Annotated in this window: 20 protein-coding genes; 6 read left to right on the top strand and 14 right to left on the bottom strand. The window is 72.9% G+C overall.

From position 1 onward, the window contains the following. Nucleotides 1-30: 30 nt before the first annotated feature. Both ACWDXC_RS41990 and ACWDXC_RS41985 read right to left on the bottom strand, forming a co-directional pair. The gene (locus tag ACWDXC_RS41990) at nucleotides 31-3,006 is read right to left on the bottom strand and encodes an ATP-binding protein (protein WP_449992145.1); all 2,976 of its coding nucleotides are present in this window, start codon (nucleotides 3,004-3,006) and stop codon (nucleotides 31-33) included. A 72-nt stretch (nucleotides 3,007-3,078) separates the two neighbouring features. Beyond that, nucleotides 3,079-5,016, bottom strand: coding sequence for a hypothetical protein (locus tag ACWDXC_RS41985; RefSeq protein ID WP_219519253.1), 1,938 nt, complete (start codon nucleotides 5,014-5,016; stop codon nucleotides 3,079-3,081). Nucleotides 5,017-5,155: 139 nt separating this feature from the next. Here ACWDXC_RS41985 and ACWDXC_RS41980 point away from each other — a divergent pair, with 139 nt between their 5' ends. The 3 genes from ACWDXC_RS41980 to ACWDXC_RS41970 are packed head-to-tail and all read left to right on the top strand — an operon-like array spanning nucleotide 5,156 to nucleotide 7,620. Beyond that, the gene (locus ACWDXC_RS41980; RefSeq protein ID WP_449992142.1) at nucleotides 5,156-5,812 is read left to right on the top strand and encodes a hypothetical protein; all 657 of its coding nucleotides are present in this window, start codon (nucleotides 5,156-5,158) and stop codon (nucleotides 5,810-5,812) included. Further along, complete coding sequence (locus tag ACWDXC_RS41975; protein ID WP_364167301.1) at nucleotides 5,812-6,450, top strand: hypothetical protein; 639 nt, start codon at nucleotides 5,812-5,814, stop codon at nucleotides 6,448-6,450. The genes ACWDXC_RS41980 and ACWDXC_RS41975 overlap by 1 nt, the downstream gene beginning before the upstream one ends. A 3-nt stretch (nucleotides 6,451-6,453) precedes the next feature. Further along, on the top strand, nucleotides 6,454-7,620 hold the full coding sequence (locus ACWDXC_RS41970; protein ID WP_449992138.1) for a hypothetical protein: 1,167 nt from the start codon (nucleotides 6,454-6,456) through the stop codon (nucleotides 7,618-7,620). Here ACWDXC_RS41970 and ACWDXC_RS41965 read toward each other — a convergent pair. The 12 genes from ACWDXC_RS41965 to ACWDXC_RS41910 form a co-directional block, all read right to left on the bottom strand. Further along, the gene (locus tag ACWDXC_RS41965) at nucleotides 7,610-8,869 is read right to left on the bottom strand and encodes a hypothetical protein (RefSeq protein WP_219518541.1); all 1,260 of its coding nucleotides are present in this window, start codon (nucleotides 8,867-8,869) and stop codon (nucleotides 7,610-7,612) included. The genes ACWDXC_RS41970 and ACWDXC_RS41965 overlap by 11 nt on opposite strands. A 117-nt stretch (nucleotides 8,870-8,986) precedes the next feature. Further along, nucleotides 8,987-9,922, bottom strand: coding sequence for an ADP-ribosylglycohydrolase family protein (locus ACWDXC_RS41960; RefSeq protein ID WP_449992135.1), 936 nt, complete (start codon nucleotides 9,920-9,922; stop codon nucleotides 8,987-8,989). Between the two features lie 94 nt (nucleotides 9,923-10,016). Beyond that, entirely contained in the window at nucleotides 10,017-10,763 is a 747-nt protein-coding gene (locus ACWDXC_RS41955; protein WP_449992133.1) for a methylated-DNA--[protein]-cysteine S-methyltransferase, read from the bottom strand. Then, nucleotides 10,760-11,320, bottom strand: coding sequence for an RNA polymerase sigma factor (locus ACWDXC_RS41950; protein ID WP_308126233.1), 561 nt, complete (start codon nucleotides 11,318-11,320; stop codon nucleotides 10,760-10,762). The genes ACWDXC_RS41955 and ACWDXC_RS41950 overlap by 4 nt, the downstream gene beginning before the upstream one ends. Nucleotides 11,321-11,408: 88 nt before the next feature. Then, complete coding sequence (locus ACWDXC_RS41945; protein ID WP_219518549.1) at nucleotides 11,409-11,711, bottom strand: DUF1416 domain-containing protein; 303 nt, start codon at nucleotides 11,709-11,711, stop codon at nucleotides 11,409-11,411. Continuing rightward, nucleotides 11,711-12,550 carry a sulfurtransferase gene (locus ACWDXC_RS41940; RefSeq protein ID WP_219518553.1) on the bottom strand — a complete coding sequence of 280 codons (840 nt, stop codon included), beginning with the start codon at nucleotides 12,548-12,550 and terminating at the stop codon, nucleotides 11,711-11,713. Before ACWDXC_RS41940 ends, ACWDXC_RS41945 begins: the two co-directional genes overlap by 1 nt. A 225-nt stretch (nucleotides 12,551-12,775) precedes the next feature. Beyond that, entirely contained in the window at nucleotides 12,776-12,889 is a 114-nt protein-coding gene (locus ACWDXC_RS41935; protein ID WP_442937724.1) for a putative leader peptide, read from the bottom strand. A gap of 3 nt (nucleotides 12,890-12,892) precedes the next feature. After that, nucleotides 12,893-13,225 (bottom strand): TlpA family protein disulfide reductase, encoded by a 333-nt coding sequence (locus tag ACWDXC_RS41930; RefSeq protein ID WP_246646931.1) that lies wholly within the window; start codon nucleotides 13,223-13,225, stop codon nucleotides 12,893-12,895. A gap of 47 nt (nucleotides 13,226-13,272) precedes the next feature. Continuing rightward, complete coding sequence (locus ACWDXC_RS41925) at nucleotides 13,273-14,133, bottom strand: zf-HC2 domain-containing protein (RefSeq protein WP_449992188.1); 861 nt, start codon at nucleotides 14,131-14,133, stop codon at nucleotides 13,273-13,275. Continuing rightward, nucleotides 14,133-14,645 (bottom strand): sigma-70 family RNA polymerase sigma factor, encoded by a 513-nt coding sequence (locus ACWDXC_RS41920; protein ID WP_219518558.1) that lies wholly within the window; start codon nucleotides 14,643-14,645, stop codon nucleotides 14,133-14,135. The genes ACWDXC_RS41925 and ACWDXC_RS41920 overlap by 1 nt, the downstream gene beginning before the upstream one ends. Before the next feature lie 49 nt (nucleotides 14,646-14,694). Beyond that, the gene (locus ACWDXC_RS41915) at nucleotides 14,695-15,360 is read right to left on the bottom strand and encodes an LmeA family phospholipid-binding protein (RefSeq protein ID WP_449992128.1); all 666 of its coding nucleotides are present in this window, start codon (nucleotides 15,358-15,360) and stop codon (nucleotides 14,695-14,697) included. Between the two features lie 64 nt (nucleotides 15,361-15,424). Then, nucleotides 15,425-15,676: a MoaD/ThiS family protein gene (locus ACWDXC_RS41910; RefSeq protein ID WP_219518564.1), complete on the bottom strand. Its 252-nt coding sequence runs from the start codon at nucleotides 15,674-15,676 to the stop codon at nucleotides 15,425-15,427. 174 nt (nucleotides 15,677-15,850) lie between these two features. Between ACWDXC_RS41910 and ACWDXC_RS41905 the strand changes: the two genes are divergently transcribed. The 3 genes from ACWDXC_RS41905 (at nucleotide 15,851) to ACWDXC_RS41895 (ending at nucleotide 20,524) form a co-directional block, all read left to right on the top strand. Further along, nucleotides 15,851-16,543 (top strand): response regulator transcription factor, encoded by a 693-nt coding sequence (locus ACWDXC_RS41905; RefSeq protein ID WP_219518567.1) that lies wholly within the window; start codon nucleotides 15,851-15,853, stop codon nucleotides 16,541-16,543. A gap of 87 nt (nucleotides 16,544-16,630) precedes the next feature. Next, nucleotides 16,631-20,068, top strand: coding sequence for a tetratricopeptide repeat protein (locus tag ACWDXC_RS41900; protein WP_449992124.1), 3,438 nt, complete (start codon nucleotides 16,631-16,633; stop codon nucleotides 20,066-20,068). Nucleotides 20,069-20,152: 84 nt separating this feature from the next. Next, nucleotides 20,153-20,524: a hypothetical protein gene (locus ACWDXC_RS41895; protein ID WP_375072451.1), complete on the top strand. Its 372-nt coding sequence runs from the start codon at nucleotides 20,153-20,155 to the stop codon at nucleotides 20,522-20,524.

Below are 20,524 nucleotides of genomic sequence, written 5' to 3'. Positions count from 1 at the left end.
CCTAGTCGGCCCGGGGCATCGCGGGCCCTCCTACTCGCCGCCCGTCTCCACGAACGCGATCTCCGGAGCGCCGCCGTCCTCGAACGGCAGCACGAACCGGCGCGGCCACGACAGCACGCCTTCCAGCCATCCGGCGCCCATCGTCTGGCCGACGTGGCGGAGTCTGGCGGGCCCTTCGACGCCGATGGCGACCGAGTTCACGTCGCGCTGGACGCCGTCGCCCTCGTCGTCGCCGAGGATGACCCGCCACGCCAGCGCCCTGTTGTGCGCGACCTCCATCGACAGCGGGTGGTGGCGCAGCGCCTTGGCCCGGTGGCCGAGCAGCTCGGCGTGCATCAGGTCGGCGGAGCCGTTGCCGTTGGCCTGCTGGCGGAACAGCGCGTACTCCAGGGGCGGGGCGGGGCTGCGCAGGTCGGGCGCGGGCCTGCCGTACGGGAAGAGCCTGTCGACCTCGTGCAGCCAGCGCACCTGCGGGATCACCCACGACGCGCCGGGACGCTCGCCGCCCGGTTCGAGCGAGCCGAGCAGGCGGGTGGCGGTCTCGGCGGCCTTCTCGGTGAGCAGCGCGGGGTCGAACCAGCTCCGCAGCGACCAGGCGCGGCGCTGCACGGCCCGTTCGACCAGGGTGGCGAGCAGGCACTCGCGGCGGCGGGCCGGCAGGTCGGACCAGGCGCCCGCCAGGCTGCGCGGGACGCCGGGCAGCGGCCGGTTGCTGACGAACGCGAGCACGACCGTGTCGCACCAGATGCGCAGCCACGCCCAGTCGGGGGCGTCGGCGAGCACGTCGGCCTCGCGCAGCTCGACGAGCGTGCACGCCTGCCCGGTGCGGCACTGCGCGCCGCAGGCGGCCGAGCGGCGGCCGCGGATCGGCGGCGGCGGGCTCGCCAGCAGCTTCTCGCGTGACTCGCCGAGCGGCACGCGGACGCGCAGCGGCCGGTCCATCCCGTCGGCGAACACGGCGGCGTCGCCCGGCGGCAGCGACACGACGTGGCGGGACTGCTCGTCGCTGAGGTTCATGGCGGCGCCGACGAGCCGGCGGTCGTCCTCGGCGGGCAGCCGGTGCACGACCTTGAGCGCGGTGTTCTTGACCACGTCGGGGACGAGCTTGGTGGGGATCTGCTCGGCCACGACGATGCCCTCGCCGTACGCCCTGATCTCGGCGAGCATGCCGGCCAGGAGCTCGACGGCGTGGGTGGCGGCCCGGCCGGCGCCCCGGTCGCGCAGCAGCCGGTGCGCCTCCTCGATGACGATGACGTGCCGCAGGTCGGAGGTCTTCTCCTGGCGGGCGCGCATCCGCAGGTGTTCGACGATGCGGATGATCAGCGTGCCCATGAGGAACGCCTTGTCCTCGTCGTTGGCGACGTCCTCGATGGCGAGCACGACGTTGCGGCGCATGAGGCCGCCGATGTCGGCGGGGTGGCCGCCCTCGAAGAAGCGGCCCGCCGAGCCGACGCGCAGCGAGCGCAGCCGCAGCGAGATGAAGCCTTCCACGTCGGCCTGCACCTCGCGGCCGTAGCCGATCTCCTTGATCACGTCCATGGCGTGCTGCTGGAGCTGTTCGAGCGTCGGCACGCTGGGCGGCACCTTGGAGCCCGGCACCGCGCCGCCGGTGACGACGTCCCAGCCGGTGGCCTCGTAGACGCGCTGGAGGGCCAGCGACATGATCTGCGGGAACGGCTCCTCGGCGTCGAAGGCGGCCATGAACAGCGCCCTGACCATGTCGATGTGCGCCTGGACGGGGTAGCCGGGCTCGGGCTCCAGCGGGTTGATGCTGAACGGCACGCCGCCGGGCGCCGACGGGTTGATCACCGTGACGGGGCCGATCGACTCCACCCGGCCGGCCATGGCCGCGTACTCGGACTTGGCCGCCTCGATCGCCAGCCACGGGATGCCGGCGTGGCTGAGCTGTTCCAGCAGGTGCCTGACCGTCTGCGACTTGCCCGAGCCGGTGGCGCCGGTGACGAAGGCGTGCCGGTTGAGCGTGGCCAGCGGCACCCGGAACGAGCCGACGCCGCGGTCCTGGCCGTCGAGGATCTCGCCCAGCTCCAGCTCGCCCTCGCCCGCCTCGGAGGTCACGTCGAAGAAGCCGGAGTCGAGCACCCGCACGCCCGGCACCTCCCGCCTGGGCAGCCCGGCGAGCGCCGCCAGCGCCCCCGCCGTGGCCGCGAAGGGGGCGGCGGCGCCGTCGGCGGGGTCCTGCATGGTGATGGCCAGCGCCTCGGGCAGCGCGTGCACCGAGCCCTGGGCGCTGCGCAGCCGGTACGGGTGGTGGCTCATCTCGACCGAGCCGACCAGGACGGGCGCGATCTGGCCCAGCTCCTCGGCGGTGGCGGCCCCGGCCAGCACCCGTACGTTCCACAGCCCGGCCTCGCGGAAGGCGTCGAGCTCCTGCATCCGGCGTTCGGCCCGCTCGGCGTCGAACCTGGACCGCTCGGAGGCGTCGCCGTACTGCCTGAGCACGTTGAGCTGGGTGCGCAGGTGGGCCACCTCGGCGTCAAGGAGGTCGGTCGGCTCGGCCACGACCAGCCAGGCGAACGGCCGCGACATGAGCGTGACCAGCGTCGACTCGAACAGCGTGGGCCGCTTCAGCTCGTCCGGGTCGAGCCCGGCGGAGTCACGCCGGCCGCCGAGCGGCGGCGCCTGGCGGCCCGGGCACGGCGTCCACACCAGGTCGGCCAGGTCGGCCAGGTACTCCTCGTCGAGCTCGACGCCGCGCGCGCCGCCAGGGAAGAGCAACGGCTGCGGCCCGGCGGGCCGGCCGGGCGCGTCGGGCGAGCGGCGCGGCTGGCGCGGCGGCGACAGCGGCCCGGCGTTGGTGATCAGTTCCAGCGGCGCGCCGGAGCCGCGCGACAGCCAGCCGATGACGAACGGCCGGTCCCGCTGGGCTGCCGACAGCACGGCGGGCAGCACGGTGACGAAATCCCACTCCGCCGACGAGCTGCGCGAGGGTGCTGCGATGGACTGGATCCGGTACCAGGGCCCGCTCAGCGACACACTCGGCTGCATTTCATCCCCCCACAGACGGTCGTTCAGTAAAACTCCGCCCCCCGCCAGCGCGGCACCTCGGCATTGACCATGTCATTGCCTGTCCTTGCGCCAGTCCAGGCGCGGCGGGGGCGGGCCCAGGTTCGGCGGCGGCTCGCCATCGCCGTTCTCCTGGTGTCCGGCGCCGAGAACGGCGTCGCGGACGTCCTCCAGCTCGCCCAACGTGGTCTTGGGAAAGGTGAGGATGGCCGGGTTGGCGTCGGCCAGGCGGACGCGCCGGCCCTGCGCGGTGGCGTCGGTGACGATCACCGACGTGGTGGGGAGCTGCTGGAGCTGGTGCGGTTCGACGAGGAACTCGCGCGAACGCTGGAGCACCCGCTCGGTCTCGGAGATCTTGTCGGCGGTCCTGCCCCACTCGGTGGACTCGGTGATGTCCTCGGCCAGGTCGGCGTGGCTCTCGGCGCGCTCCTGGCCGCCGTCGTCGAGCTGGTCGATGGTGGAGGTGTAGCCGCCGTCCAGGCGCGGCAGCGAGTCGCTGATCGTCTCGGTGAGCTGGGCCAGCTCCAGCCGGTGCTCGGTGCCGACGTGCTCGCTGGCGACGCGGGCGTCCTCGGCGTTGCCGAGCCGCATGAACGCCACCGCCGCGTGCCCCCGGCCGAGCCGCTCGCGCACGGTCGGGGTCAGCGACCGGTACGTGAGCACGAGCCCCGTACGGGAGGTCTCGCAGGCGTCCATCAGCCGGTCGAGCACGTCGCCGCGGAGCTTGTCCGCGCCCGCCACGATGATCGTGTGATACCAGGGCCGGTCGGAGGCGGGCGACTGGCGCAGGATGTGCGTGAGCGCCGTCGCGACGTACGTGCCCAGCACCCGGTTGCCGAAGACGCCCGCCTGGCGGTCCATGCTGACGACCCGCAGCCTCGCCGGGGGCAGCCGCACCGCCTGGGTGCCGAGCGTCTCCAGCTTGCGTAACTGCGACTCCAGCGCCCAGGCGCGCTCGATCACCACCCGGTCGCTGACGCCCCGCCCGAACAGCGTGCCGATGCGCTCCAGCTGCGACGCCGTGATCAGGCCGAACCGCAGGTCGTCGCGCGGGTCGCCGACCTGGGCGAGCGCCCGCAGCGCGGCCGTGACCTGGCTGATCGTGGCGTTCTCGCCGAGCACCTCCAGCACCCGCTCCAGGATCGCGTTGTCGAAGCTGAGGTCGCGGGTGGTGCGGTGCTCCTCGCTCACGCTGACCACGTGCGCCAGCACGTCGGCGAACGCCTCCGGCTTGAGCGTCGCGCCGAGGTCGAGCCGGGGCAGGTCGACGGGCAGCACCCAGACCAGCGGATCGTCGCCGCCCTTGCGGGCCAGCTCGATCAGGTCCTTGGCGATCGCGCCCTCCGACAGGTCGAGCACGGTCAGGTGGCCGCCGCTGTAGAGGCGGGTGGCGCCCAGCAGCGTGATCAGCGCCGACCAGCCGGGCAGCGTGCCGCCCGCCACGTCGACGCGGTCGATCTCGTCGGGGACGGCCACGGCGTACCAGTTGAGCTGGCGGTCGTGGCGCTCCTTGACCTCCTGCCACTCCCGGTAGCGCTGGGCGTGCTCCTCCTGGGCGCGGAACAGCTCCCGGTCGCGCTCCTGGCGCTGCCGGTCGGCCCGCGCCTGCTGCTCGGACACGCGGTACTTCACCGCCCGGTCGCCCTGGAGGATCGCGTACGCGCAGATCGCCGCCACACCGCCGGCCGCCGCTATCCCGAGGAGCGCGAACGACCAGTCCAGGTAGCCGGCGACGGCCACCACCAGCAGCAGCGCGGTCAGCGCCAGCATGAACATGCGCACGAACCGCACCGGCCGGTTGAGCATGTCCTCCTGGAGCCGCTCGCGGCGCAGCAGCTCGGGGTCCGGCCCGTCACCGGCCGCCGGCGCCTCCTCGGCGGGCGAGGGGCGCTTCGGCGGCGGGCCCGGATCGGGATGGAGCAGGAGATACTGCCAGCCCAGATAGATGCGGTCCGACTGGAGCTGTGCGTGATCGGGATGCACGTCCGCCACGTGACCCCCTCCGGCTGCCCTGTGTCATGACAGCGTAAAAGCTACAACCCCTGCTGTGGCAGGGTTCGCGGCAATTCGGCCAGCGCAATGGGCGCATTGGGGTGAGTGGGATGAGTGTGACCTATTACCATCCATACCCATGACGGAACCCTCCGGCGGCAGCGACAAGCCGAGACGCCCGGTAGCGGTGCCCGCCCTGGCCCTGGTGGCGCTCACCGCCATCGGCGTCACCGCCCTGCTCGGGGGCCTCAACGAGGCGCCCGAGGCCCCGCCGCCCAAGGTCAAGACCGGGCAGAGCTTCGACCAGGGCCAGTTCGAGACCCAGTTCGTGGAGTCGAAGGTCACGCTGGAGCGGGCGCAGATCGGGTCCGCCGAGAACAAGCGCTTCCTCGACGTGCTCTTCAAGGTCACCAACAAGACCGACGAGACCATCTCGGTCGGCCACCTGCCCAGCGACAAGGGCAGCGGCTACAGCTTCGGCGGCGCGCTGCTCAAGATGACGCCCGAGATCAGGACGAAGTCCGGCGGCCGGCTGTTCGTCACGTCCAAGGGCGCCGAGTCCGCCCAGCTTCATCCCGGCGTCCCCGTCACCGTGGTGGCCCGTTACGAGCTCGACGCCGCCGCCGAGCCGCCCGCGGAGGTCACCTACGAGCTCGGCGTGTACGAGTCCATCGAGAACCCTCTCACCGGCGAGACCAGCTGGATCCTGCCGAGCGAGGACGACCCCCTCGGCAAGCCGGGAGCGACCGAGGTGGCCGCCACGGTCACCCTGCCCGTCAAGCGTGAGGACGCCTGATGACCGCGCAGACCGTGGCCCCGCGCCGCTCCCGACGTCAGGCCCCGCGCCGCCGCGGCGCCGGCGCCGTCCTGCTCAGCACCCTGGCCGGGATCGTCCTCGCCGCCGGCGCCGTGGGCGTCCAGTCGCTGCGGCTCTCCGTCGAGGAGACGGGCGCCCCGCTCACGTACGCGGGCGCCAAGGGCGAGATGGTCGACGCCGGGCGCTTCTCCGTCCGCGTACGCGACGTCACCACCGCCAGGACCGTCAGGAACCAGGACGAGGTGGTGACCGCCGAGCAGGTGTTCCTCGTCGTCGAGGCCGAGGCGACCGTGCCGAAGGAACCCCTCCACCTGGGCCCCGCCGTGCTGCTCGCCGCCGACGGCAAGAAGTACACCGCCACGGACAAGGTCGACAGGATGGCGACGCTGGCGTACCCGTGGATCCAGCCGGGCTGGACGACCTCCGGGCGGTTCGTGTTCGAGGTGCCCGCCTCGGCGCTGGAAGGCGCGCAGGTCGTGTTCCGGCTGCCGATCGCCGGGCTGTACGTCGAGCCGATGCCGCCGGAGGCGCAGGTCGACCTGGGCATCGACGCGGCGACGGCCAAGAAGCTGAGTTCCGCGCCCGCGGACGTTGTCGACCTGGGCGAGAAGAAGTAGACGATGAGCACTGACGACCGCGACTGGTTCGCCCCGGCCTCCGGCCGCCCGGCCCGGCCCGACGACCGGCCCCCCGCCACCCCGCCCCCGGCCGGCTCGCCCCTGGGCGGCTCGCCGTACCCGGAGGGCCCGCCCCAGGGCGGTCGGCCGTACGCGCCCCAGGACCCGGGCCCTCAGCCCCCGTCGCAGGGCGGTCCGCCGTACCCCGGCGGGGCGCCGCAGGGCGGCCAGCCGCTCCCCGGTCGGCGCCGCCGTTCCAGGCCGGTGCCCCCCGGCCAGGGCACGCCCGGTCACGCCGCCCCGGCTCCAGGTCAGGGCAGGCCCGGGGCGCCTCCGGGGCAGCAGCCGTACCCGGGGATGCAGCGGCGCGTCGGCGCGCACCCGGACCAGCAGGTGTGGCCGCCCATGCGCCGGGAGTCCACCAGCTCCACGCAGCCGATCCCGGCGATCCCCAGCGCGGGCCCGCTGCCGCCCGGCGCGGCCCAGCCGCCCGGCCTCGCGCACCCGCCCGGCGCCCCCGCGCAGGGCCCGCAGGCCCGGCCGGGGGCGGCCTCCGGCGACGCGGAGCCGCCGGGCGACGACGACCGGACGGCGGCGCAGCCGCCCAAGCGCCCGCGTACAGTGCTGCTGGGGGTCGGCGCGGTGCTGGCGCTGGCGCTGAGCATCGGCCTGCCGACGGCCGACCGCTACCTGTTCTACAAGAGCGGCCAGCCGGGCGAGACCGTCCACGTGGTGCCCGCGGGCCAGGAGAAGACGTTCGAGCACGTGACGTGGAAGTCGTCGATCGAGCCGATGGAGGCCCCGCCCGGCGGCAGGCACAACACGCCCGACAAGCAGTGGCTCAAGATCGTCGTCACGCGGAAGGCGGCCGACGAGACCGGCGCGGTGCTCACCGGCGTGCCGGAGCTCACGCTGGAGGACAGGCGGGAGCGCACCTGGCGGGTGGAGATCGTGGAGAACGACCTGCCCACGGACAAGCACGAGGTCGGCGTCCCGTACTCCTACACGGCGGGCGCGGTCGTGCCGAAGGCGGTGGCCGCGGAGGTGGAGCTGCATCTCGCGCCGGACATCACCTACCGCTCCGACACCCCGGTGGACAAGCTCATGGCGATCAGCCCCGAGGACGAGGCGAAGGCCGCGCGCAACGACGTGCTGGTGTTCAGGCGGTGATGTCCTCGCCCTGCAGCCGTGCCCTGGTGGCCGCGATGTCGAAGGCCGCGGCCAGCACGCTGTAGGTCAGCACGGTCACCAGGAGCTCCTTGACGAACGTCACCGGGTAACCGGCGTAGAGCCACATGAACGGCACGTCCGACCCGACGAGCGTGCGCACGGCCCGTTCCAGGTAGTCGGCGCCCACGTGGATGCCGGTGTAGAGCAGGCACATGAGCCCGAACAGCGCGGCCCCGCCCTTGATGGTGATGCGGAAGGCGTTGACCACGGGCACCCAGCGCTCGATGAAGCCGCCGGCGACGCGGTCCACGGCCGACTGGGTGATGGTGTGCGACTTCTCCAGCCGGTCGACGCCCCGCTCCAGCTTGGTGCCGCGCAGCGCCCTGCGGGTGTCGTCCACGCTTCCGCCGAACACGAGGATGGCCACGGCCAGCCAGGTCAGCGGCACGGCGAGCGCTTCGGTGATGTGCGGCCAGACCTCGCCGAACCAGTTCCAGAACGCCTCCCAGCCGGGCACGCTCTGCTTGGCCTGCTCCCAGAAGCTCTTGGTGCCGTCGACGACGGCCCGGTGCTCGGCCCATTCGCTGCGGGCCAGCGCGATGTTGTAGAGGGCGTTCAGCGCGCAGAACACGAAGGAGAACTCGGCGAAGGCGGCGGCGATGCCGGAGTAGCGGCCGGTGCCCCGTTCGACCATCCGGCCGAACAGCAGCCGCAGCCCGAACGTCACGACCATCGCGGCGAGCGAGACCCGCCAGTCCAGGCTGACCAGCCCGAGCCCGTACGTGACCTCCTCGTTCGTGCCGTTGGCCACGTTGTTGAGTATGGGCGTGTAGAAGTTGTCGTCCAGGTTGTGGAACAGGTCCATCTGCTGGAAGTCGGCGGCGTCCTCGTAGAACAGCGACCAGGCCATGTAGATGACGGCGAAGGCGGGCGCGACCCGGTTCAGCGAGTACCAGAACTGCTCGTCCGGCTGCCCGTCCGCCCGTCTGGCCCGGGTCTCCATGAGCGCGCGGCGCAGCGACAGGAACATGCCGGTGATCACCGTCATCGAGACGAGGATGATCACGGTCAGGAGCACGTACGCGAGGATGAGCCGCGGCTGCCTGAAGCTGCCGTGCTGGACCTCGGTGGCCGCGTAGAGGAGTCCCCAGCGCAGCAGCTCGCCGACGGAGAACCACAGGATCAGAGGCAGCGCGCACCGCCCTGCGAGCCTGAGCGCGTGCAGGGGCAGCGAGAACGGCGACGGCACTCGCTGAGCCGGTTCGGGCCCAGGCCGGGGCGGTGCCATCACACCTGACGATCCGGACATCTGCTGAATCGTAGCGGTCTGCCCCAAGTGCCGCAGCAGCAACTACGGAATGCGGCCTCAGGCCCCCGCGTCCAGGCGGCGGGCCAGGTCAGCCAGCTCCGGCAGCCGCAGCACTCGGTCACCCGCGCCCGGCAGCGGCACGTGCAGCGGCTCCGTCCAGCCCGCCGGAATCGCGCCGGACCCGTGCACCGCGCCCGCCAGGCCGCCCGTCACCGCGCCCACCGTGTCGGTGTCGCCGCCCACGTCCACGGCCGCCCGCAGCGCGTCCTCGAACCCCGACGTGGTGCGCACCGCCCACACCGCCGACCCCAGGCACGGCCACACCGCGCCGTTGAACTCCGTCGCCTGGTCCGGATGCCAGCCGGGCGCCAGCACCACCGCGTAGCGCTCACGGTGCTCCGCCGGCACGTGCGCGAGCGCGTCGCCGATCGCCGCGAGCGGGTCGCCGCCGTCCAGCGCCACGCGCAGCAGCTCGTGGTAGATCGCCGTGCCCGCCCACGCCGCCGGGTCGCCGTGGGTCAGCGCCGCGATGCGCCGGGCGGCGTCCATGCTCGCCTCACGGCCCTGGCGGGCGAAGTAGACCGCCGACGTGGTCGCCCGCATCAGCGACCCGTTGCCGGCGGCGCGGCGGGTGCTCTCGAAGTGGAACGCGGCCGCCAGGTCCCACGGCATGCCGTTCGTCAGCACCTGCTCGGTCTGCAGGCCGATGTCCTTCGGCTCGGCCGCCGCCCACCGCTGGAAGCGCGCGAACACGTCCGGCAGGTCCAGGCCGCCGCGCTCCAGCAGCGACTCGCCCAGGTGGACGGCCATCTGCGTGTCGTCGGTCGCCTCGCCCGGGCCCCAGCCGCCGCCACCGCACATCTCCCCCTGGCCGCCCGCCTTCGGGAAGCGCGCGCTGAACGCGCCCGCGGGGCCGAACTCGAACGGCGCCCCCAGCGCGTCACCCACCGCCGACCCGACGACCGCCCCGACCACCCGTTCCGTACGCTCCATCCCGGCAGCCTACGACCCGCCCCTGCCCTCCTGGGAGACACTGCCCTTTTTGAGAGGCCATGCCCCATTTGAGAGGCCATGCCCTTTTACCGCCTCAGGCGGCCGGGCGGCAGGAGCGGCAGGGGCGGTAGCCGGCGGCGCGGGCCTGGGGAAGGGTGCGGAAGCCGTGCCGGTGCGCCGGGGTGATGCGCCGGGCGTTGTGGCAGGTCGGGAAGCAGACGATGCCGGTGGTGTCGCTGGCCAGGTAGAAGACGCGGGAGCCCGCCAGGGCGCGGAGCCGGCCGAGGTCGACGCCCTCGGCCGCGAGCAGGCGTTCCTTGGCTTCGGCGCCGAAGACGTACTCGCCGGTCGCGCCGTCGGAGCGGATGACGCGGTGGCACGGGACGAGCAGCGGCACCGGGTTGCCCGCCAGCGCCGTGCCCACGGCGCGGACGGCGGTGGGGCGGCCGATGCGGGCGGCGATCCAGGCGTACGGGCGGACCTCGCCGCGGGGGATCGCCCGGGCGGCCTCCAGCACGTCGCGCTGGAAGGGGGTCAGGTCGCGCAGGTCGAGGGCGAGCGTCGCGGCGCGGCCGGTGCGCAGGGCGGTCACGAGCCCGGCGGGCGGCCGGGCGGCGGGCAGCAGCGGCCGGGAGAAGCGGTCGTGGAAGGCCGCGGCGAACCCGTCGTGGTCCTCGCGCACGTACGCGATGCCCTGGTCGGTGAAGGCGACGGTCACGTCGCCGACGGGGCCGGGCACGCGCACCCAGCGGGCGGCGACGCGGTCGAGCAGCCCGGCGGGAGCGTCGACGCCGAGCCCGGCCAGCCGGGCGAGGAGCGGGTCGGTGGCGTGGTGGGTCATCGGGCACCTCCCAGGGCGCGCAGGCGCTTGAGTCCGCGCGAAATGTGCGACTTGACCGTGCCCTGCGGGATCTTGAGCACGGTGGCGATCTCGGCGACGGGCAGGTCGACGACGTGCCGGAGCACGACGGCGGCACGCTGGTCCGCCGGCAGGAGGCCCAGCAGGGCGTGCAGTTCGTCGCCCGTCTCGCGGCGGACGGCGCTCTCCTCGACGCCCTCGCGCGGGTCGGGCGTCTCGATGGGCTCGTCGCGCAGGTCGGGCGGGGGCTTGCGGGAACGGGTGCGGGCGCAGTTGCGCCAGAGGTTCATCAGGATCGTCAGCAGCCAGGCGCGAGGCTGAAGCGCGGCGATGCGGTCGGAGTCGTAGCCGGTCAGCGCCCGGTACGCGCGCAGGAACGCCTCGGCGGTCAGGTCCTCGGCGTCACTCCATGCCCCGCTGAGCCGCAGCGCGGTGGTGAAGACCACGCAGCGGTGTGCGGAGTAGAGCTCGGCGAAGCCCTCGTCGAGGTCGTCGAGCAGTGCTTTGCGCACCGGGTCGAGGCAGTCGGTCTGGCTCACGTTCAGGAGAACACCGGCGAGCGCGATTCGGTTGCACGCGAGAAGCCCGCGCCCCCGGGAAGGGGACGCGGGCTTCGCGTGACATGGGTCAAACCGCTACGGCCAGCTCGGAGACCTCGCCCAGCCGCGCTTCCACCTGGACGTCGCGGGTGACGCCGCCGCCGGCGATGATGCGCACGGTCCAGTCGCCGGGCGCCGCGAAGAAGCGGAAGACGCCCTCGTCGGACACGACGACCTCACCGGTGAACTCGCCGGAGTGGTCGAGCAGCCGCGCGTAGGCGGTGCCGGCGCCGGTCACCCGGCCCTGGATGACGGCCTGGTTGGACAGATCGATCCCGGCCGGCAGCGCGATGGTCTGCTCCGGCGCTCCGCAACCCTGTGCAGTGCTCATCAGCGGGCCTCCCCCAGCTCGATCGGAACGCCCACGAGCGAACCGTATTCGGTCCACGAACCGTCGTAGTTCTTCACGTTCGCCTGGCCGAGCAGCTCGTGCAGCACGAACCACGTGTGCGCGGAGCGCTCGCCGATGCGGCAGTAGGCGATGGTGTCCTTGCCGAAGTCGACGCCGGCGGCGCCGTAGAGGGCGCGCAGGTCGTCGTCGGACTTGAAGGTGCCGTCGTCGTTGGCCGCCTTGGACCACGGGATGTTGCGCGCGGTGGGCACGTGGCCGCCACGCTGCGCCTGCTCCTGCGGCAGGTGGGCGGGGGCGAGCAGCTTGCCGGTGAACTCGTCGGGCGAGCGCACGTCGACCAGGTTGAGCTTGCCGATCGCGGCGACGACGTCGTCACGGAAGGCGCGGATGCTGTCGTCCTGGTTGGACACCACGTAGGCGGTCTTCGCCCGCTGGGGAACGTCCTTGACCAGCTCGCGGGAGTCGAGCTCCCACTTCTTGCGCCCGCCGTCGAGCAGCTTGACCTGGTCGTGGCCGTAGAGCTTGAAGTACCAGTAGGCGTAGGCGGCGAACCAGTTGTTGTTGCCGCCGTAGAGGATGACGGTGTCGTCGTTGGCAATGCCGCGCTCGGAGAGCAGGGCTTCGAAGCCGGTCTTGTCCACGAAGTCGCGGCGGACCGGGTCCTGGAGGTCGGTCCTCCAGTCGATCTTCACGGCGCCACGGATGTGGCCCTTGTCGTAGGCGCTGGTGTCTTCGTCGACCTCGACGAGAACGACACCGGGGGTGTCGAGGTTGGCCTCGACCCAGTCGGCGTCCACCAGGACGGCGGAGCGGCTCATTGGGAAACCTCCAGTTTGGCGGCGGGCAGGAGACGGCGGGTCAGCGGATTTCTGTCGCAGCCGAGGCGCATTCCCCAGGCTGCAGTGAGGAGAGCATCCCGATGACACCCCTCGTGGGGGTGGTGATGGCAGGCGCCACGCCGGAGCACGGCAGATCGGCACGCATCAATGGGATGCTCCTGAAGGGTCGGGTGGGGGCGCGGTTGGAACGCGCGTAGACCGTCCTCAGGCAGCGCGACAGAGCGCGGTGGCGACGCGGCAGAAATCAACCGCGCGCCGCTTCGTCAGCAGCTCTGTCGATGGGTTCACAGCGACGACACTACATCGCCGTCTCGCCATCTGTCACATCTCGTCCGAGTCATGGGATGGATCGTGAGACAAAGCACTGGCCAGCGCGTGCAGCACGTCGGCCTTGCGCGGCTGCCCGGCCGCCTTCTTCACCACTTTTCCCGCGGAATCGAGCACGAGCACCGTCGGCGTCGCCGTCACGCCGATCCGCCGCACCAGGTCCAGCCGCGACTCGGCGTCGATCTCCACGTGGGCGACGCCGGGCACCAGGGCGCTCACGTCGCTCAGCACCCGGCGGGTGGCCCGGCACGGCTGGCAGAACGCGGTGGAGAACTGGACGAGCGTCGCCCGCTCCCCCAGCGCCGCGCCCAGCTCGGTCTCGTTCAGCAGCACGTCCGGTGCAACCAGCGGGGGCCTCCGGTCAATTCCTCGGGTCAATTCCTCGGCACGGCGCTCACGTACAGGTCGCCCTTGACGCCGACGACGTCGAGCCGGGCGATCTGATCCAGCGGGATGCGCGTGCGCACGGAGAACTGCGGCGCGGAGCCGGTCCAGGACCCGGCGGTGTCGCGCCCGCCGTCACGGCCGCGGACCACGATGCGGCCCTCCGCGTCCGGGGGCAGGCCGGTGACCACGACGTGGAGCTCGGCGCCGTCCTCGGCAGGCTGTGCCCGCACGGTGACGTCGCGGCCCTGCCGCGCGCCGGCGAACTCGCGCTCCTCCGCCGATTCCATGAAGAGCGACGGCGCCTCGGACTCGCGCGCCGACGGGGTCGCCTTCGTGCGCTCGCTGGACGACGGGAGCGGCTCCGCCTGGTCGGACCCGGTGGACGACGGCAGCGGCATCGCACGCTCGGGCCTGCCCGTCGACGGGAGCGGCATCGCCTGGTCGGCCGCCTCCTCGCTCGTCAGAGGCTGGTTCACCGTCGACCGGGCGGCGGGCGCCGAGGCGGCCTGCTCCGTGGCGCCGCCCTGCTGGGTGACGCCCCACACCGTGCCGCCCACGACGAGCGCCGCGGCCGCCGCGGCGACGACGGTCAGCCGCCTGCCGCGCCGGTGACGCCTGGCGCGGTCGTCGAGCAGCCGGTCCAGCACCGCCCGGGGCGGGCTGGCGACCAGCTCCACGTCACGTTCCGACACCTTGCCCAGGAAGCCGGCGACCCCCTCCAGGTCCAGCAGCTCGGCCCCGCACGCCTCGCACGTGGCCAGATGGGTGTCGATCTCCTCGGCCTCGTCCGGCTCCAGTGCGCCCAGCGCGTGCGCGCCGAGCGACAGCCGCACCTCCTCGCACGTCATCACGGCGCCAGCCCCCGCTCCTCCAGGGCGAGCTTGAGCGCCCGCAGCGCGTAGTAGGTGCGCGACTTGACGGTGCCCGGCGGGATCCCGAGCTTCGCCGACGCCTCCTTCACCGATCTCCCCCGGTAGTAGACCTCCAGCAGCACGTCCTTGTGCTCGGGCCGCAGCTCGGCCAGCGCCTCGGCCACGGCCCACGACTCGACGGCGCGCTCCAGGTCGTCGTCCGCCGGCAGCACCGCCAGCGCCTCGTCGCCGATCTCCGGCGGGCGCGCCTTGCGGGCCCGGTGCTGGTCGACGACGAGGTTGCGGGCCACGGTGAACAGCCAGGCCCTGATCGGCCGGTCGGCGAGCGCGTCAGGATGCCGCCACGCCCGCAGCAGCGTCTCCTGCACCACGTCCTCCGCCCGTCCCGAATCGCCCGTCAGCCGCAGCACGTATCCGTACAGTGGCCCTGCGTGCTCGTCGAACAGGCTTCTCACAAGCTCCTCGTCGGCGGTGCCAGCTGGACTCACACCCTCTTCACGTACGGGGCGCCGGACCGGTTCAGCGTCGTCCACGGAATCAGCCACGCAGCGGCACGTCGGTCCCCTCGGCGGAGATCTGCAGCCCGCCGGCCACGCTCTTCACCTCGGTGACCTTGACGTCGAAGGGCAGCTTGCCCTTGAACGGGACCGTGTAGTTGACCAGCCGGGCGAGCTGGTCGGGCACGCCCTCGATCTTCTCGGCCTGGAGCCGGATGCCGCCGTCGGCGAGCTCGGCCCGCATCTCGGCGGTGAACTTCACCTTCTGCGCCCCCACCATCAGCTCGCCGGAGGCGACGAACCTGTCGCCCTTGCCGCTGACCTTGATGCCCTGCGGGGCGAAGCGGTCGATCGTGGCGCTGGACACGGTGCCGGTGACGGCCAGGCGGCCGGCCCGGATGTCGGCCCGGTTCTGGATGACGTCGGTCAGCGGGGCGGTCACGTCGTAGGCGGCGCCCTTGAGGTTCTCGATCGGCACGCCGCCGTAGCTGAGCGTGCCGAGGTCGAAGCGCACCTCCGGGTAGTGGCCCGAGATCGCCTGGGTGAGGAAGGGGATGCCCTCGATGGTGACCTCGGGGGTGCCGGTGACGTCGGTGGCGGCGGCGATGCGGTTGGCCAGGTCGCGCTGCACGCCCGCGACCGCGACCCGGTCGAGGACGACCAGGAGGACGATCAGCAGCATCAGGAAAACGAGCAGCTTGCGCATCGGGCTCCCTGTCTCACGCGGGGGGTCATGAGCTTATCGACTGATTCCCCGCCAAAGCGCGCCATCACCCACCGGCGAACGGCGGCAACACCTCGACGGTCACGCCGTCGCCGAGAGGCACCTCGTCATGCGGCCTCTTACCGACGGGAGAACCATCGATCAAGAATGACGACCTGCTCACGATCCGAGCGAGTTCGGCGCGGTTTTCTGTGATTTTCGTCATGAGTTCGCCAAGCGTGGCGGCCTCGAACGTTTCTTCCGCCACTCCGGCCGCCTGCTTCGCCGCCGCCCAATAACGCACTTTTCCCAAGGCCATCAGTACCTCACCGTAGATTCTCCACCATTGTGCACGTTCGTTAACACGGATGTTTCATGAGAGCCGTTGTTCACCCCCTGGACGCGCAATGTCCGCGACAAAGCCGTGGGATATCCTCGCCTACGGGACCTGGGCGACGTAGCCCCCGGGTCCCTGCGCGTTTAGGAGGCCGAGATGAGCAACCTGCTCCTGCTGACCAACGCCCTCGAACCGTCGTCCGAGGTGCTGCCGGCGCTCGGGTTGCTGCTCCACTCGGTCCGCGTCGCGCCCGCCGAGGCGTCCGCGCTCATCGACGCCCCGCCGTCCGACGCCGTGCTCGTCGACGCCCGCAAGGAGCTCGTGCAGGCCAAGAGCCTGTGCCGGCTGATCCGCACCACCGGGATCGACTGCCCGCTGCTGGTGATCGTCACCGAGGGCGGGCTGGCCGCGATGACCGCCGAGTGGGGCGTGGACGACGTCCTGCTCGACAGCGCCGGGCCGGCCGAGGTGGAGGCGCGGCTGCGGATGGCCGTGGGCCGCATGTCGCAGGGGTCGGCCGAGGAGGTGCCCGACGAGATCCGCAGCGGCGACCTGTCGATCGACGAGGCCACCTACACGGCCCGGCTGCGCGGCCGGGTGCTCGACCTCACGTTCAAGGAGTTCGAGCTGCTCAAATACCTGGCTCAGCACCCCGGCCGGGTGTTCACCAGGGCGCAGCTCCTCCAGGAGGTCTGGGGCTACGACTACTTCGGCGGCACCCGCACGGTCGACGTGCACGTGCGGCGGCTGCGGGCCAAGCTCGGCACCGAGTACGAGTCGCTGATCGGCACCGTGCGCAACGTGGGTTACCGCTTCGTTCCCGATCGGGCCGATTCCGCGCACGTATGAACCGTTGACACCTGCCTTGATCGGAGTTCAACTGATCTGACAAGTGTCGAGTCGTGGACGCCGCCGTCCCGGGGAATGGTGGTGGCGGTGAGCCCTTTCCGGTCGCTGGCCGACGAGAAGGCCCGGATCTACCGGCGCAACGAGCACATCTGCTCGCCGCTGCGCCCGGCGAGCCGGGTGCACCTGATCGACTACGGCTTCGCCCGCGAATACCTGCCGGGCGGCGACCGCGAGGTCATCCACGACCTGCGCTCCGCCGGCGACCTCGTGGGCGAGCTGGCGTTCTGGAGCCCCGGCGAGCGGGTCAGGATCGACGCGCTGACCGAGGTGCGGGCCTGGCCGATCGACCTGCGGCGGCTGCGCGAGCACGTGGCGGCCAGCAGCGCGGCGGCGACGGCGCTGGTGCAGGAGCTGTTCGCGCGCAACGTGGCCGCCCGCCGGCACGAGGCGCTGTCGCGGGCGCCCGTCGCCGCCCGGCTGGCCGTGTGGCTCTTACAGCTCGACGAGCGTTACGGGCTGGCCTCCGAGGCGGCGCCGCCGCTGTCCATGGAGACGCTGGCCGACCTGGTCGGCAGCTCCGCCGACGTGGTGCAGCGGCAGCTCGCCGACTGGACGCGGCGCGGCTGGCTGGTGCGGCCCGGCTACCGGAAGCTGGTGATCGCCGACCCGGTCGCGCTGCGGGCCGCCGCCGGGAGCTGGGAGCACCTGGCCGAGCCGTGGACGGGCCGGGTGACGCCGTTCCTGGCCAAGCCGGACGCGCCGCTCGTCGCCGGCGAGGTGCCCCGGCCGGCGCAGCTCCCCGCCGACGTGCCCGACTTCACCGGCCGCCAGCAGAGCCTCGACCTGCTCACCTCCTGGCTGGAGCGGCCCCGCCGGACGAACACGCTGGTGGTCCAGGGCCTGCCCGGCGTCGGCAAGACCGCGCTGGTCACGCACTGGGCCCACCTGCACGCCGGCCGGTTCCCCGACGGGCAGATCGTCATCGACCTGCGCGGCCAGTCGCCCAGCCAGCCGCCGATGAACCCGGCCGAGGCGCTGGGTCAGATCCTGCGCTCGCTCGGCGTCGGCGAGCACATGCCCGCCTCCGACGAGGCCGAGCTGATGCTGCTCTACCGCAGCAGGCTGGCCGGGCGCCGGCTGCTGATCATCCTGGACAACGCCGCCGACCCGGCCCAGGTGCGCGCGCTGCTGCCGGGCAGCAAGGACTGCGTGGTGCTGGTGACCAGCAGGACCAGGATGGGGCCGCTGCGCGCCACCGGGCACGCCGACCTGATGGACGTGCCCGTGCTCGACCCGGGCAACGCGGTGGCGCTGCTGGTGGCGGTGCTGGGCGAGGAGTCGCCGCGCGCCGCCGACCGCGACGGGCTGGCCGAGCTGGCCCGCGTGTGCTCCTACCACCCGTTCGCGCTGCGCATCTCCGCCGCCAAGCTGGCCGAGAACCCGGAGCTCAGCGTCGCCTCCCGGGTGCGCGAGCTGCGCCGGCCCGACCTGCGGCCGACGTTCTCGGGCGACCCGGAGGAGGCGTTCCGCTCGGCGCTCGACCTGGCGTACGAGTCGCTGGACCCGGCACAGCGGCGGGCTTTCCGGCACGTCGGGCTGCTGCCGGGCGGGGCGTTCACGCCGGAGGTGCTGGCCGCGACGCTCGGCGTGCCGGTGAGCGAGGCGGTGACGGCGCTGGCGGGGCTGCACCGGGCGTACCTGGTCGAGCCGCTGCCCGGGGCCCGCTACCGGGTGCACGACCTGGTCAAGGGGCTGGCCAGGGAGCTGGGCAGGCACGCCGAGGCGGGCGTGCGCGAGGCGAGGGTGCGGCTGCTGGACCACTACCTGGCCAAGGCGGCCGATCCGGCGACGCCGGGCGAGTGGTTCGAGGCCGAGCGCCGGGCGCTGGTCTCGGTGACGCGGCTGGCGGAGGAGACCGGCGCGCACGGCATCGCCTGGCGGCTGGCCGAGGCGGTGTTCGAGCCGTTCAGGCGGTTGCGCTACTACGAGAACAACCTGGAGATCCAGCAGGCCGGGCTCGACTGCGCGCGGCAGGTGGGCAACCGCCGGGCGATCGCGGTCATGCGCAGCCATCTGGGCTCGATCCACCGCGCCATCGGGCCCTCCACGCGCGCCGCCCGCTACATCGGCGAGGCGCTGGCCGACTTCGACCTGCTCGGCGACCGGGAGGGCCGGGCCAGGGCGCTGAACGACCTGGCCGAGGTGCACGGCATCGCGGGCAACGGCGAGGAGGCGCTGAAGTGCGCGGGCGAGGCGCTGGAGCTCTACCGGGAGATCGGCGACCTGACCGGGGTGGCCGACAGCCTGCACACGCTGTCGCGACTGCACCTGTCGCAGAACCGGCACGAGCTGGCCCTGGACCACGCCGGGCAGGCGCTGGAGGTGCGCGAGGAGCTGGGCGACCGCCGGGGCACCGCGCAGAGCCTGATCATCCTGGCCCGGGTGCAGCAGAGCCTCGGCGAGCCGAACGCCGCCCTGTCGGAGGGGCTGGAGGCGCTGTCCATCTGCCACGAGCTGGGCGACGAGCACGCCGAGGCGGAGACGCTGCTCTGCCTGGCCGACGTGTACGACGCGCTGCGGCTGCCGCAGGACGCCCAGCGTGACGCGGAGCGGGCGCTGGCCGGCTACACGGCCACGGGCGACCAGCACGGCTACGGCCGGGCGCTGTGCACGCTGGGCCGCATCGCGCGCAACGGCTCCCGCTACGACGAGGCGCTGGACCGGTACGAGCAGGCGCTGGCCGTACAGGTGGAGCTGCACCACGAGCAGGGCCGGGCCGAGACGCTGGGGGACATCGGGCTGGTGCACTGGCGGCTGGCCGACTACCTGCGCGCCGACGACCACCTGAGCCAGGCGCTGGCGATCAGCCGGGTGATCAGCGACCTGCCGGCCGAGGCGCGGATGCTGAACCGGCTGGCGCGGGTGCGGCGGCGGCAGGGGCAGCCGCAGGTGGGGTTCGTGTACGCGCTGGAGGCGCTGGACATCGTGCAGGGGCTGGGCAACCGGCGGGCCGAGGCGGACGTGCAGGAGACGCTGGCGTACACGTACCTGTCGCTGGACCGGCACCGGGACGCGCTGCGGGCGGCGCTGGCGTCGCTGGCGATCCGGGAGGAGGTCCGCGACGACCGGGCCAGCGCGCTGCTGTCGGTGGCGCAGGCGCTGCACACGGCGGGCCGGCCGGCGGCGGCGCTGGAGTACGCGGCGCGGACGGTGGAGCTGCAGCACGAGACGGGCACGCGGGACCGGTGGGCGGCGGCGCTCACCACGCTGGCGATGATCCTGCTCGACCTGGACCGGCCGGAGGAGGCGCGGGCGTACGCCGAGCAGGCGAGGGACGTGCACCGGGGCTGCGGGACGCGGCGTGACCTGGGGTGCGCGCTGCGGGCGCTGGGGCTGATCGCGCGGCGGCAGGGTGACGCGGTGGCGGCGGCGGAGCTGCTGGGCGAGGCGGTGCGGACGCTGGAGGAGGTGGGTGACGTGTTCGAGGCGCGGAAGGCCGCCGCAGAACTCCGCGAAATGTCGTGATTTTTTGGGCCTTAGGTCGCAGATCTTGGCCCGGGTTCCCCCGTTAGCTGGTCTCACCAGCTACTCCAAGCGGAGGTGATCCGGATGCTCAAGAACCATCTGCGTCAAGACCTTCAGTGGCTCAGGCGACAGGCGCGCAAGGACAGGCGGATCACGCTGACCGTGCTCGCCATGGTGTCGATGGCCTGGGTGCGCCAGCTCGTCCCCGGGGCCGCGCCGCCCGCCTCCGCGCCGCTGCTCGCGCTCTCCGCCGGCCTGCTCGCCTTCTCTGCGGCCGGCTGGCTGGTGGCCGCGTTCTTCGTGGCCAGGGCCGGGCGGCGGCGCGGGCGCGAACCCGTCGAGGCGCTGCGCTGGGCGGGGCGGATCTCCCGGGCCAAGGAGTGGGCGTTCGGCTCCCTCGCCGCCTACGTGGCCTGGCACGTGCTGCAGTTCGTGACCGCGCTGCTGCTCGCCTGA

This window comes from Nonomuraea sp. NPDC003214 (genome assembly GCF_053590035.1).
The sequence above is the reverse complement of the archived record's forward strand: the minus strand, read 5'-3'. Positions and strand labels throughout refer to the sequence as shown.